The following is a 13,561-nucleotide window of genomic DNA, read 5'->3' as shown; positions in this document are numbered from 1 at the left end:
CGGCGACACCCGCCGCGTAGGCGGGGCCGTCGTCGGGGAAACGCGCGTCCCAGTGGGCGGCACGCGGCCCGAAGAACGCCCGGACGTCGTGCACCGGGCCGTCCTGCTCGTCGGTCATCGGACTCCTCCACGGGGCGGAACGGTCGGCCGGCGGCGGCCCGAAGGCCCTTCCGCCGGCGGGGTGCACCGGCCATGATCGCGTACGACCGCCGGCACGCCGCGCACCACGGGGGCGCACGCCGGCAGCGGCGCTCCAACTGCGGGACCGCACAGGGTAGATGAATCCTTTTTCTCGCGGCCGCTTTCGTGAAAATCAAGGAATTCACGCCAATGTGGGAGTACGGTCCTCGCCATGGATTTCGGACGGCGTCCGGCCGCCCGCGGCTCCGGCCACCACGCCGGGCATCCAATCACCCCGTGTCGTACGGGGTCTGCATCCTGGAGGAAACCGCCGATGACAGCGGCACAACGGGCCCCGGAGGCCGCACCCGCGGGAGCAGGCCCCGAGCGGGCGCTGAAGATCCTCGTGGCGGGCGGGTTCGGGGCGGGCAAGACGACCCTGGTGGGATCCGTCAGCGAGATCCGGCCATTGCGCACCGAGGAACCGCTCACCATGGCAGGCACCTCCGTGGACGACACCGGGGGAGTGGCCCGCAAGGCCACCACCACCGTCGCCATGGACTTCGGGCGCATCACCATCAACCCCGTCCTCTCCCTCTACCTCTTCGGCACCCCGGGGCAGGAACGGTTCTGGTTCCTGTGGGAGGACCTCGCGGACGGTGCCCTGGGCGCGGTGGTCCTCGCCGACACCCGCAGGCTCCAGGACTGCTTCGCGGCCGTGGACTACTTCGAACGCCGCTCGGTCCCCTTCGTGGTGGCCGTCAACTGCTTCGAGGGCTTCCGCTCCTACGAGATCGACGAGGTCGCCCGCGCTCTGGACCTGGACCCCGGCACCCCCGTGGTGCTGTGCGACGCACGCGACCGCGACTCCGGGAAGGAGGTACTGATCCGCCTGGTCGAACACGCCGGACGGCGCTACGCCGTCTGGCCGGCGGACCCGGAGGAATAGCGCTCCGGCGACAGGACGGGGCCGCGCCGTGCGGCCCCGCACCCGCCCGCCGCCGTCAGTCCGCGAGGTCCGCCAGGGCGACGGCCTTGCCGACGCGGACCCGCACCACCAGCTCGCCCGGCACGCCGTTGCGGGCGCCGAACTCCTCGGCACGCTCCTCGCCCATGTACCGCGCGGCGATCCTCGGCGCCCAGTGCCGGGCGGCGTCCAGACCGTCGTCCGACTCGGCGGTCCCCTCCACCATGACGAACGTGAACGGCGGCCGCTCGTCGTCCACACACAGGGCCACCCGGTTGTCACGCCGCAGATTCCGGCCCTTGACACTGTCCGCGCCCGTCATGAAGACCAGATCGTCACCGTCCACGAGGAACCACACCGGGGCGACGTGCGGACTGCCGTCGGCCCGTACGGTCGAGAGTTTGCCGGTACGGGTTCCCTCCGCGAGGAACCGCTGCCATTCCTGACGGGTCATTGTTCGCGCCATGCCCCGCATCCTGCCCGCCCCGCGCGCCGGGGCGTGGCAGGGCACGCCGGGGCCGGGCCGCTTGCCGAGACGGCGGAGGTGGGACAGGCTGGCACGGCAGTCGCGTACCGGCTGCCGGCCGCGACGCGGTGCGGCCGGGGACACGGGGAGGAAGCGGTATGGCACTCACCAGCGGACTCGACTGGCTGCTGGACGACCTGACCCAGCGCGTGGAAAAGGTACGGCACGCACTGGTGCTCTCCAACGACGGGCTGGTGACGGGGGCCAGCCAGGGACTCGACCGGGCCAACGGCGAACATCTGGCCGCCGTCGCCTCGGGACTGCACAGCCTCGCCAAGGGCTTCGGAAAGCGGTTCCGGGCCGGACGGGTCCGCCAGACGATGGTGGAGTTCGAGGAGGGCGTGCTGTTCGTGTCGGCCGCCGGTGACGGCAGCTGCCTGTGCGTGCTGGCCGGTGCCGACGCCGACATGGGCCAGATCGCCTACGAGATGACGCTGCTCGTCAATCGCGTCGGCGAACACCTGGGCGTGGCGGCACGGCATCCCGAAAGTTATCCACAGGAACACGGCGGGGATTGACCGGCCGTCACACCTCCTGCGTACAGTCGTCACTGTCAGTCATGGAACGAGCTGCGGGGGAGCAGACGATGACAGCGATGTGTGACGGGCAGACACTCGCCCCGGGACGGGCCGCCCGCGAACTGGATCTGATGACCGGCGAGTTCGAACTCGCCACCCAGCTCGGAGAAGTACGGACGGTGCCGGCCGGGACCACCACCCGCGCCGGGGACGGCGATCCGCCCCGCCGGCGCCGCGTCCCGGCGGAGGAGATCACCCGGCTGCGGTCCGAGCCGGGCTTCCCGGAAACCCTCCGGGATCGGATCCGCACGGTCGGGTCGACGGAGGCCGCCGCCCTGCTGGGGATCGGACCAGGACGCTTCCTGCGCCTGACGCGGGCCGGCTGCCTCAGCCCCGTCAGGTTCTATGTGAACCGCTACGGCGCCGTCGTCTGGCTCTACCTCGCCACGGAGGTCACCGGCTTCGCCGACCGCGAACCGGGGCTGCTGCGCGGCAGCATCCCCGCGGCGATGCGCGCGGCGCTCGACAGCGGGCAGGACTGGCGGGCCCGGCAGTGGCGCGGACGCCGCGTCGCCCAGCTCATGGCACAGGCCGGCGACCCCTGGGAATCCGCGGCGGCCATCGCCGCCGTGCTGCCCCCGGAGGAACTCGCCTCGGTCGCCGGGGACCCGCTGGAGCGGTCCCTGCTGCGCCGTCTGCGGCCCCACTTCGCCTCGGTCGTCACGGCCACCGGAGCGGCCCGCGCCTCCTGCGAACGCGTGCTGACGGCCGAGGAGTTCGACGAGGTGATGTGGTACCGCGTCAACCTGTCACGGACCCTGCGCAATGCCCGCCGCGACGCGCCGTACCGGGCACGGTGCCCCGCCCGCTCGTCGGTCGCGGCGCCGCACCGGCGTCAGACGGTCGCTCTTCGGAACAGCCCCTCCTGGACGACGGACACCAGCAGCCTGCCGTCCCGGTCGTAGATCTGGCCGCGCGCCAGCCCTCGGCCGCCCGTCGCGATCGGCGACTCCTGGTCGTAGAGGAACCACTCGTCCGCGCGGAACGGCCGGTGGAACCACATCGCGTGGTCGAGGGACGCCATGTCGAAACCGCGCGGCCCCCACAGCGGCTCCACGGGCAGCCGCACGGCGTCCAGCAAGGTCATGTCGCTGGCGTAGGTCAGCGCGCAGGTGTGCACCAGAGGGTCGTCCCCCAGCGGCCCGACGGCGCGCATCCACACCGCACTGCGCGGTTCGGCCGCCTCGACCTCGTCCGGGGTCCAGCGCAGCCGGTCGGCGTAGCGGATGTCGAACGGCTGCCGACGCGCCATCCGCTCCAGGGACTCCGGCAGTCCGCCCAGATGGGCACGGACCTCGTCGGCCACCGTCGGCAGGTCCTCCGGGCCGGGCACCGCCCGGCGCATCGGCAACTGATGGGAGAAGCCGGGCTCCGGCTTGTGAAAGGAAGCGGTCAGATTGAAGATCGTCCGACCCTGCTGGACCGCGACGACACGGCGCGTCGTGAACGACCGCCCGTCGCGGACCCGCTCCACCTGGTACACGATCGGCACCCCGGGCCGCCCGGGGCGCAGGAAGTACGCGTGCAGCGAGTGGACCGGGCGGTCGCCCTCCGTGGTCCGCCCGGCCGCCACCAGCGCCTGCCCGGCCACCTGCCCGCCGAACACCCGCTGCAACGACTCCTGCGGGCTGCGGCCCCGGAAGATGTTCTCCTCGATCCGCTCCAGGTCCAGCAGATCGACCAGCTTCTCGGCCGGATTCGTCATGACCGGTGGCCCCCCGTCGCATCCCGCGCCGACTCCCGCCGGAACGGTCTCACAGCTGCCCCACGTCCGTCACCCGTACCACCGCGCGGCCCTCTTCGTCGGAGGCCGCCAGATCCACCTCGGCGGAGATCCCCCAGTCGTGGTCGCCGTTCGGGTCGGCGAACGTCTGCCGCACCTTCCACAGCCCGTGCGCGGTGTCCTCCTCGATCCGCAGCAGCCGCGGACCGCGGGCGTCCGGACCGGTGCCCAGCTCGTCGTACTCGTCCCAGTACGCGTCCATCGCCTCGCCCCAGGCGTCCGCGTCCCAGCCGGACTCGGCGTCCATCTCGCCGAGCTCCTCCACCTTGTCCAGCGCCGCCAGCTCCACACGCCGGAACATCGCGTTGCGGACCAGCACCCGGAACGCCCGCGCGTTCGCGGTGACCGGCCGCACCTGGTCCGCCCGCTCCTCCGCCTCCTCGGCGGTCTCCACCTCCGGGTTCGCCAGCTGCTCCCACTCGTCCAGCAGGCTGGAGTCCACCTGCCGGACCATCTCACCCAGCCAGGCGACGATGTCCTGGAAGTCCTCCGACTTCAGGTCGTCCGGCACGGTGTGGTCGAGCGCCTTGTAGGAACTGGCGAGGTACCGCAGCACGATGCCCTCGGTGCGCGCCAGCTCGTAGAAGGACGTGAACTCCGTGAACGTCATGGCGCGTTCGTACATGTCGCGGATCACGGACTTCGGCGACAGCGGGTGGTCCCCGACCCACGGATGGCTCCTGCGGTACAGCCCGTAGGCGTGCGACAGCAGCTCGTCCAGCGGCTTGGGGTACTCGACGTCCATGAGGCGCTCCATGCGCTCCTCGTACTCGACGCCGTCGGCCTTCATCTGCGAGACCGCCTCGCCCCGCGCCTTGTTCTGCTGTGCCGCCAGGATCTGCCGCGGGTCGTCCAGCGTGGACTCCACGACCGAGACCATGTCCAGCGCGTAGGACGGCGACTCGGGATCGAGCAGGTCGAACGCGGCCAGCGCGAACGTCGACAGCGGCTGGTTCAGCGCGAAGTCCTGCTGGAGGTCGACGGTGAGCCGTACGACGCGGCCCTCCGCGTCCGGCTCGTCCGGCCGCTCCACGACCCCGCCGTCCAGCAGCGACCGGTAGATCGCGATGGCCCGCCGGATGTGCCGGAGCTGGTTCCGCCGCGGCTCGTGGTTGTCCTCCAGCAGCCGCCGCATCGCCTCGAAGGCGTTGCCCGGCCGGGCGATCACGGACAGCAGCATCGCGTGCGTCACCCGGAACCGCGAGGTCAGCGGTTCGGGATCGGAGGCGATCAGCTTCTCGAAGGTGTTCTGGCCCCAGTTGACGAAGCCCTCCGGCGCCTTCTTGCGCACCACCTTGCGCCGCTTCTTCGGGTCGTCGCCCGCCTTCGCCAGCGCCTTCTCGTTCTCGATGACATGCTCGGGCGCCTGCGCCACCACAAAGCCCGCGGTGTCGAATCCGGCCCGCCCGGCCCGCCCGGCGATCTGGTGGAACTCGCGGGCCCGCAGGGTCCGCACCCGCGTCCCGTCGTACTTGGTCAACGCGGTGAACAGCACGGTACGGATCGGCACATTGACCCCCACACCGAGTGTGTCCGTGCCGCAGATGACCTTCAGCAGCCCCGCCTGCGCCAGCTTCTCGACCAGCCGGCGGTACTTCGGCAGCATTCCGGCGTGATGCACACCGATGCCGTGCCGGACATAACGCGACAGGTTCCGGCCGAATTTCGTGGTGAACCGGAAGTTGCCGATGATCTTCGCGATCTCGTCCTTCTCGGCCCGCGTGCACATGTTGATGCTCATCAGCGCCTGTGCCCGCTCCACGGCGGCGGCCTGGGTGAAGTGCACGATGTACACCGGCGACTGCCGGGTCTCCAGCAGCTCGGTCAGCGTCTCCGTCAGAGGCGTCGTCCGGTACTCGTACGACAGCGGAACGGGCCGGGTCGCCGAGCGCACCACGGAGGTCGGCCTCCCGGTGCGTCGGGTCAGGTCGCCCTCGAACCGCGACATGTCGCCCAGCGTCGCCGACATCAGGACGAACTGTGCCTGCGGGAGTTCCAGCAGCGGGATCTGCCACGCCCAGCCGCGGTCCGGCTCGGCGTAGAAATGGAACTCGTCCATGACGACCTGGCCGATGTCCGCGTGCTTGCCGTCCCGCAGTGCGATCGACGCCAGGACCTCGGCCGTGCAGCAGATGACCGGGGCGTCCGCGTTCACGGACGCGTCGCCGGTGAGCATGCCGACGTTCTCGGTGCCGAACAGCTTGCACAGGTCGAAGAACTTCTCCGACACCAGTGCCTTGATCGGCGCGGTGTAGAAGGTGACCTGGTCCTGGGCGAGCGCGGTGAAGTGGGCCCCCGCCGCCACCAGGCTCTTACCGGAGCCGGTGGGTGTGGAGAGGATGACGTTCGCCCCCGAGACCACTTCGATCAGCGCCTCCTCCTGGGCAGGGTAGAGCGCGATGCCCTGCTGCTCGGCCCAGCTCGAAAAGGCTTCGAAGAGGGCATCGGGGTCGGCGTCGTTCGGCAAATGATCGATAAGGGTCACGCCCCCATACTGCCTGCCTTCGGCCCGGATCATGGAACCGGCTGTTCCAGCGAAGATCAACCACCGGTCCCGCCGCCGTCCCGGTGCCCGCGGATTCCCCTGGCCGGGAGGGCCCGCCCCGCCAGGGACCACGCGTTCACCGACCCCTTCCGTGCCCGTGCGCCGACCCGCTGTGCTCCGGCGGGACGGACGCCACCGGGCCTTCCGGCCCGGACGAGCGACGGGCCTGCCGCTCCGGAACGTGACGAGCGGCGGTTGCCTCCCGACGCGGCGTTCCCTCGCGAGGGGCGTCGGGTAGGTGGTCATGCCCGCGCCGGGCCGGTGTCGAGGGGAGTGCGCCGCCAGGCGCGGGCCAGCTGGGTCCGGAGCAGCGGCAGCGGGCTGTCGTCGGCGCCGCGCAGCCGGTCGGCGAGGAGCGTCACCGTGTCGCAGCGCGACAGACACAGGGCGCGGGCGCACACCGCGGGCGGATATCCGGCGTGGGCCGCCACGCGGACGGCCGTGGGGGCGCCCACGGAGATGACGAGTCCGGCGATGTCCTCGGCGGGGTCACCGAGCACCGCGTCCGTCCAGTCGAGGACGCCACGGACCCGTCCCTCGTCCACCAGAAGATGTTCACCCTTGAGGTCGTTGTGCACCAGGGTGATGGGAAGGCCCCCGGCGGCGGGGGCGGGACGGAGGTCCGTCACCATCCGAAGGGCGTCAGGGGCGAAGGATTCCTCGCCGGACAGGCGTGGGGCGGCCTGTGCGGCGCGCTCCGAGAGGTCCCGCAGATCGCGTGGCGGCGCCTCCGGCAGACCGAGCCCGGCGGCTTGCCCGGCCGGGAAGGCCCGCAGTCCGCGCAGCAGGCGGGACAGGTCCTGTTCACCCTCCGGGGAGACGGGCCGCTGTTCCGCGGAGACTCCGGGGAGGCGGGTGTCGAGGGTGTAGGCGAGTCCTCGCGCCCACGTCCCGGACGCGGCGCTCTCGGCCACGGCGACGGTGAGGAAGGGACGGAGGGCGTCCCGCAGGGCGACCTCGCGCCGCTGGCGTGCGGACGTGTCCGTGTCCAGGGCCAGCCGGAGTACGTGGCCGGCGCCGACCCACCAGGTCGCATGCTCACCGCCCTCGTCCACGGGGCGGATGTCCACCTCGGCGCCGGGGAGAAGGGACCGGACCAGATGCCGTACAGCGGGCGAGGAAGGAGGCACGGGCATGGGGCAGCTCTTTCTGGCTTCTCGTGGACGCCGGGGAGGGAGGCGATGGGCCGGTGGTGAGGGGGGTGGTGTCCGTGCGCGAGGCGTCGCAGCAGTTCGTCCACTCGGTGCGCGGTGCGCCGGCATCGCGCCGCTTGTCATCGCCATGGGCGCTGCCCGGCCGACCGGGCTCGGGAGGGTGGACGGCGTCCCCCACGCCGCGGGAAGAGATCATCTGACGCTACGCTGAGTCGCCGACCGTGGCCCATGGCGTGCCGTAACGGCGTGACCAGCGCGATCGGCCCGACCAGTACGGCAAGCACCAGAAGAACAAAGGGGTGGGGAACGACCATGATGGGACCGGCGCACTCGCTGTCCGGGGCCGTGGCCTGGCTGGGGGTGGGCGCGGCGGCCGCTGCCGCCGGGCAACCGATGCCCTGGCCGGTGCTCGTCTGCGGTGCTCTGATCTGCGCCGGAGCGGCGCTCGCCCCCGACCTCGACCACAAGTCCGCCACCATCTCGCGGTCCTTCGGCCCCCTCTCGCGGATCTTGTGCGAGGTGGTCGACGCCCTCTCGCACGCGGTCTTCAAGGCGACCAAGATGCGGAAGGACGGACACCGTTCCGGAGGCCACCGCACACTCACCCACACCTGGGTGTGGGCCGTACTGGTCGGCGGCGGCATGTCCCTGCTGGCGACCCAGGGTGGTCGCTGGGCGGTGCTCGGCATCCTCTTCGTCCATATGGTGCTGGCGATCGAGGGGCTGCTGTGGCGGGCGGCGCGGGTCTCCAGCGATGTGCTGGTGTGGCTGCTCGGCGCGGCCTCGGCGTGGATCCTGGTCGGCATACTCGACGAGCCGGGCAACGGCGCGGGCTGGCTGTTCGACGAGCCGGGGCAGCAGTACCTCTGGCTGGGACTGCCGATCCTGCTCGGCGCCCTGGTCCACGACATCGGCGACGCCCTGACCGTCTCGGGCTGCCCCATCCTGTGGCCCATACCGATAGCGGGCAAGCGCTGGTACCCGATCGGCACGCCCAAGGCCATGCGCTTCCGGGCCGGAAGCTGGGTGGAGCTCAAGGTCCTGACACCGGGCTTCATGCTGGTCGGAGCCCTCTGCGCCCTGGGCGCACTCGGGTACCTCTGAACGGTTCGCGTCACACGCGGTGACGGCACACGGGGCGGTGGGAGCACATCCCACCGCCCCGTCCGCGTTGCCGAGGCATGCGGGGACCGTGCCCAGCGGCCCCCGCGCGAACAACCCGGAGAAGCCGAACGCCCCGGAGACCAGCCCGAACAAGCCGACCGGACCGCCGCGCAGACCGAAGCCCACGCCACCGCGCCCGTCACCCGTGCCACGACCGCCACAGCGCCGCGTACGCCCCGCCGGCGGCGACCAGTTCGTCATGGCTGCCGAGTTCGCTGATCCGGCCGTCTTCGACGACCGCGATCACATCGGCGTCGTGCGCCGTGTGCAGCCGGTGCGCGATGGCCACGACCGTACGGCCGTCCAGCACCGTGCCCAGCGAGCGTTCCAGGTTCCTGGCCGCCCGCGGGTCCAGCAGCGAGGTCGCCTCGTCCAGGACCAGGGTGTGCGGATCGGCGAGCACGAGCCGGGCCAGCGCGATCTGCTGTGCCTGCGCCGGGGTGAGGGCGTGTCCGCCCGAGCCCACCTCGGTGTCCAGGGCGTCGGGCAGGGCCCGCGCCCAGCCGGCCGCGTCCACCGCGCCGAGCGCCGCCCACAGTTCCGCGTCACCGGCTCCCGCGCGGGCCAGCCGCAGATTGTCGCGGAGCGAGCCGACGAACACATGGTGCTCCTGGTTGACCAGCGCCACCTGCTCGCGGACGCGTTCCGCGGGCATCGCGGACAGTGCCGCGCCGCCCAGGGTGACCGTCCCCGCCCGCGGCCCGTAGATACCGGCCAGCAGCCTGCCCAGCGTCGACTTGCCCGCGCCGGACGGCCCGACCAGCGCCACCGTGCTGCCGGGACGGACGTTCAGCGAGACCTGGTGGAGGACGTCGACGCCTTCGCGGTAGCCGAAGCACACCCCGTCGGCCCGTACGTCCCGGCCGTCGGGCCGCACCGCCCCGTCCGCCGCCTCGGGCTCGACCTCGCGGACCCCGACGAGACGGGCCAGCGACACCTGCGCGACCTGGAGTTCGTCGTACCAGCGCAGGATCATCCCGACCGGCTCGGACATCATCTGTGCCAGCAGCGAGCCCGTCGTCAACTGCCCGGGGGTCAGCCATCCCTGGAGGACGAACACACCGCCCAGCATCAGCACCGCCCCCAGCACCAGCACATGCGTCACATTGATGACGGGGAAGAGCACCGAGCGGAGATAGAGCGTGTAGCGCTCCCACCGGGTCCATTCGAGGACCCTGCGCTCCGACAGCGCCACCCGGCGCGCGCCCAGCCGGTGGGCCTCGATGGTGCGCCCCGCGTCCACGGTCTCGGCGAGCACGGCGGACACCGCGGCGTACCCGGCCGCCTCCGACCGGTAGGCGCCCGGCGCCCGCTTGAAGTACCACCGGCAGCCGACCAGCAGCAGCGGCAGCGCCACCAGCACGGCCAGCGCCAGCGGCGGCGCCGTCACGGTGATCCCGCCGAGCAGCAGCCCCACCCACACGACACCGATGGACAGCTGCGGCACGGCCTCGCGCATCGCCTCCGCGAGCCGGTCGATGTCCGTGGTGATCCGCGACAGCAGATCCCCGGTGCCCGCCCGCTCCAGCACGCCGGGCGGAAGCGCCACGGACCGTACGAGGAAGTCCTCGCGCAGGTCCGCCAGCATCTGCTCGCCCAGCATCGCCCCGCGCAGCCGCACCATCCGTACGAACACCGTCTGGACGGCGAGCGCGAGAGCGAACAGGGCGAGGGTGCGGGCCAGGGGGATGTCCCGGTCGCCGGCGGCCAGGTCCTCGACGAGCCCGCCGAGCAGGTACGGGCCGGCCATGGAGGCGATCACCGCCACCGCGTTGACGCCGACGAGCAGGGCGAAGTCCTTGCGGTGACGGCGGATCAGTCCGGTGACGTAGGCACGTACCGTGGTCGGTGAGCCGACGGGGAGGGTGGTGACGGTCTGCGGGGCATCGGGATCGTGCTCCGGCGGCGCCAGGCCGATCATGCGGTCTCCTCGATCCGGTGGGCCGGCACGGCCGGCGGGGTGTCCGTGTCACGGGTGACGACGGCGCGGTAGGCGGGATGGGTACGCAGCAGTTCGCGGTGGCCGGCCTCGCCGACGGCCTTGCCGTCCTGGAGGAACACCACCCGGTCGGCCCGGTCCAGCAGCAGCGGACTGGACGTGAACACCACCGTCGTACGCCCCGTCCTGATCTCCCGCAGGCCGTCGGCGATCCGGGCCTCGGTGTGGGAGTCGACGGCGCTGGTCGGCTCGTCGAGCACCAGCACCTCAGGGTCGGTGACCAGCGATCTCGCCAGGGCCAGGCGCTGGCGCTGCCCGCCGGACAACGAACGGCCGCGCTCGGTGATGCGGGTGCGCATCGGGTCGCCGGAGTCGTCGACGGACGCCTGGGCGAGGGCGGCCAGCACATCGCCGCACTGGGCCGCGGACAGCGCCTGGGCCGGGCTGACGCGCCCGGAGGCCGGTACGTCGAGGAGTTCGCCGAGGGTGCCGGAGAGCAGCACCGGGTCCTTGTCCTGGACGAGGACGGCGGTGCGGGCCGTCTCGCGCGGGACGTCGCGGAGCGGGGTGCCGCCGAGGACGACGGACAGCGGGGTGTCCCCGTCGGCCCGGTCGTCGTCCTCGGCGGCGGAGTGCCCCCCGAGGCGTTCGGCGAGCCGCCCCGCGGCGTCGGGGTCGCCGCAGACCACGGCGGTCAGCCGTCCGGTCCGGGCGGTCAGGCCGGTGACCGGGTCGTGGAGATCGCCGGACGGCACCGGGTGCTCCGTACCGTCGCCGCCGGACGGCCGGCTCAGCGCCAGGACCCGCGCCGTACGCTTCGCCGACGGCAGGGAGAAGGAGAGCGCCATCGCGATCTCCTCGAAGTGCCGCAGCGGGAACAGCAGGAAGACGACGGCGCTGTAGATGGTGACGAGTTCGCCGACGGGAAGCTGCCCGTCGAGCGCGAGACGGGCGCCGTACCAGACCACCGCGATCAGCAGCAGCCCCGGTAGCACCACCTGGACCGCGGAGATCAGCGCCCACATGCGGGCACTGCGGACGGCGGCGCGCCGGACCTCCTGGGAGGCTTCGCGGTAGCGGCCCAGGAACAGCTCCTCGCCGCCGATGCCCCGCAGGACGCGCAGCCCGGCGACGGTGTCGGAGGCCAGTTCGGTGGCGCGCCCGGCCTTCTCGCGCTGGGCGTCGGCGCGCCGGGTGGCGGCCGGCAGCAGCGGCAGCACGGCCAGGGCCAGCACGGGAGTGCAGAGCACCACCACCGTGCCCAGGGCCGGTTGGTAGAACAGCAGCGCCGCACAGACACCGACGGTGGTCACGGCGGCGGCGCCGAAGCGGGAGACCGCCTCCACGAACCAGCCGATCTTCTCCAGGTCACCCGTACTGACCGCGACGATCTCCCCGGCGGCCACCCGCCGGGTCAACGCCGAACCCAGTTCGGTGGTCCTGCGGGCGAGCAGCTGCTGCATCCGGGCGACCGAGCTGATCCAGTTGGTGACGGCCGCGCGGTGCAGCATGGTGTCGCCGAGGGCGACGAGCGCGCCGAGCAGCGCCATCAGCCCGCCCGCCAGGGCGAGCCGGCCGCCGGAGCGGTCGACCACGGCCTGCACGGCGAGGCCGACGGGCAGGGGGAAGGCGGCCAGGGCACCGGTGTGCACCAGTCCCCACAGCAGTGCCTTGGCCTGCCCGCCGACCTGTTTCCGGAAGAGCCAGAGGAGGAATCTGCCGCCGGACCGGACGTCGGGGTCGCCGGGGTCGGCGTGAGGGAGATCGCGAATCTGCATGGCTTCCAGGCGTTGTCGGGGCGGACGGAGCGGGGGAGAGCGGCCGGCGGGGCGGGGGAGCGGGTGGGAAGGACGGTCCGGGCGGCGCGGGCAGGCCCCGTTCCACCGGGCCGGTGCGAAGGGGACCACGGAAGGGTCGCCCGTCGGGTCCGTGAATTCAAACGGTTTTCCGCCGGTCCCGCGCACTCCGGCCCGACGGGGCGAGGAGGCGGCGCACGGGCGGTGACCGGTTGTCAGTGCCCGGTGCGACCATGGAGGACATGTGGACGGCGGGCAGGGCGGTACGGGCGGCGGCGGTGGCCGCGGCCGGGGCGGTGCTGATGACGGGCTGCGCGGGTGGCCCGGAGGGCGGCACGGACGACGCGGGCGGCAAGGGGAGACACGCCCAGGAGCGCGCGGCACCGCAGGCCGTACGCCAGAAGGACGTCCCCGGAGTCGGCGCCGCCCTGCGCTCGCGCATACCGTCCGCGTCCCGGCAGGTCGTGGCCGTCTACGGCAAGGGCGCCGACTCGCCCGACGCCACCCTCGTGCTGTACGAGAAGCAGGCGGACGCCTGGGTGAGCAAGGGCAGCTGGCCCGCCCACAACGGCCGGCGCGGCTGGACGACCGATCACCACTCGGGCGATCTGCGCAGCCCGGTCGGGGTGTTCACGCTGAGCGACGCGGGCGGGGTGCTCGCGGACCCGGGAGCCGGGCTGCCCTACACCCGGTCGGCGGCCTTCGCCCCGCCGTCCTCCTGGTCCGCGAACACCCGCCATGACTTCGACCTGGTCGTCGCCGTCGACTACAACCGCGTCAAGGGCAGGTCACCGCTCGACCCCATGCGCCCGGAGGGCGAGTCCAAGGGCGGCGGGATATGGCTGCACCTGGACCACGGCAGCGGCACCTCCGGCTGCGTCAGCATCGACAGGTCCGGCATGACCACCCTGCTGCGCACCCTCGACCCGGCGCGGCACCCCGTCGTCGTCATGGGCGACAGGTCGCGGCTCGCGGGCTGACCGGCGCCC

The 13,561-nt window shown here is 72.5% G+C and carries 11 protein-coding genes and 1 pseudogene; 5 read left to right on the top strand and 7 right to left on the bottom strand.

The genetic code is table 11. The features are described from left to right. Positions 1-118, bottom strand: a pseudogene (locus AC51EU_RS04620) (SAM-dependent methyltransferase); the annotation flags it as partial. Between the two features lie 336 nt (positions 119-454). On the opposite strand from AC51EU_RS04620, the gene AC51EU_RS04615 reads away from it, so the two are divergent. Then, the gene (locus AC51EU_RS04615; protein ID WP_496265335.1) at positions 455-1,069 is read left to right on the top strand and encodes a GTP-binding protein; all 615 of its coding nucleotides are present in this window, start codon (positions 455-457) and stop codon (positions 1,067-1,069) included. 55 nt (positions 1,070-1,124) lie between these two features. Here AC51EU_RS04615 and AC51EU_RS04610 read toward each other — a convergent pair whose 3' ends face one another. Then, positions 1,125-1,553: a PPOX class F420-dependent oxidoreductase gene (locus AC51EU_RS04610; protein ID WP_496265334.1), complete on the bottom strand. Its 429-nt coding sequence runs from the start codon at positions 1,551-1,553 to the stop codon at positions 1,125-1,127. 158 nt (positions 1,554-1,711) lie between these two features. On the opposite strand from AC51EU_RS04610, the gene AC51EU_RS04605 reads away from it, so the two are divergent. Further along, positions 1,712-2,131: a roadblock/LC7 domain-containing protein gene (locus AC51EU_RS04605; protein ID WP_496265333.1), complete on the top strand. Its 420-nt coding sequence runs from the start codon at positions 1,712-1,714 to the stop codon at positions 2,129-2,131. 68 nt (positions 2,132-2,199) lie between these two features. Then, a complete protein-coding gene (locus AC51EU_RS04600) occupies positions 2,200-3,096 on the top strand; it encodes a DUF6397 family protein (RefSeq protein ID WP_496265332.1) in 897 nt (298 codons plus the stop codon). Here the strand turns inward: AC51EU_RS04600 and AC51EU_RS04595 are convergent. The 3 genes from AC51EU_RS04595 to AC51EU_RS04585 all read right to left on the bottom strand — a co-directional run bounded on the left by AC51EU_RS04595 (position 3,027) and on the right by AC51EU_RS04585 (position 7,655). After that, positions 3,027-3,896 carry an acyl-CoA thioesterase gene (locus AC51EU_RS04595; protein WP_496265331.1) on the bottom strand — a complete coding sequence of 290 codons (870 nt, stop codon included), beginning with the start codon at positions 3,894-3,896 and terminating at the stop codon, positions 3,027-3,029. The two genes, AC51EU_RS04600 and AC51EU_RS04595, sit on opposite strands and share 70 nt — an antisense overlap. A gap of 49 nt (positions 3,897-3,945) precedes the next feature. Beyond that, a complete protein-coding gene (locus AC51EU_RS04590; RefSeq protein ID WP_496265330.1) occupies positions 3,946-6,459 on the bottom strand; it encodes a DEAD/DEAH box helicase in 2,514 nt (837 codons plus the stop codon). A gap of 302 nt (positions 6,460-6,761) precedes the next feature. Continuing rightward, positions 6,762-7,655 carry an aminoglycoside phosphotransferase family protein gene (locus AC51EU_RS04585; RefSeq protein ID WP_496265329.1) on the bottom strand — a complete coding sequence of 298 codons (894 nt, stop codon included), beginning with the start codon at positions 7,653-7,655 and terminating at the stop codon, positions 6,762-6,764. A gap of 330 nt (positions 7,656-7,985) precedes the next feature. On the opposite strand from AC51EU_RS04585, the gene AC51EU_RS04580 reads away from it, so the two are divergent. Beyond that, the gene (locus tag AC51EU_RS04580) at positions 7,986-8,777 is read left to right on the top strand and encodes a metal-dependent hydrolase (protein WP_496265328.1); all 792 of its coding nucleotides are present in this window, start codon (positions 7,986-7,988) and stop codon (positions 8,775-8,777) included. 199 nt (positions 8,778-8,976) lie between these two features. Here AC51EU_RS04580 and AC51EU_RS04575 read toward each other — a convergent pair whose 3' ends face one another. Continuing rightward, positions 8,977-10,758 carry an ABC transporter ATP-binding protein gene (locus tag AC51EU_RS04575; RefSeq protein WP_496265327.1) on the bottom strand — a complete coding sequence of 594 codons (1,782 nt, stop codon included), beginning with the start codon at positions 10,756-10,758 and terminating at the stop codon, positions 8,977-8,979. Continuing rightward, entirely contained in the window at positions 10,755-12,554 is a 1,800-nt protein-coding gene (locus AC51EU_RS04570) for an ABC transporter transmembrane domain-containing protein (protein WP_496265326.1), read from the bottom strand. Before AC51EU_RS04570 ends, AC51EU_RS04575 begins: the two co-directional genes overlap by 4 nt. Positions 12,555-12,805: 251 nt before the next feature. On the opposite strand from AC51EU_RS04570, the gene AC51EU_RS04565 reads away from it, so the two are divergent. Next, positions 12,806-13,552 carry a L,D-transpeptidase family protein gene (locus tag AC51EU_RS04565; RefSeq protein ID WP_496265337.1) on the top strand — a complete coding sequence of 249 codons (747 nt, stop codon included), beginning with the start codon at positions 12,806-12,808 and terminating at the stop codon, positions 13,550-13,552. Positions 13,553-13,561 lie beyond the last annotated feature (9 nt).

This window comes from Candidatus Streptomyces philanthi (assembly GCF_059553635.1).
This window is presented reverse-complemented; position numbering and strand designations above follow the sequence as displayed.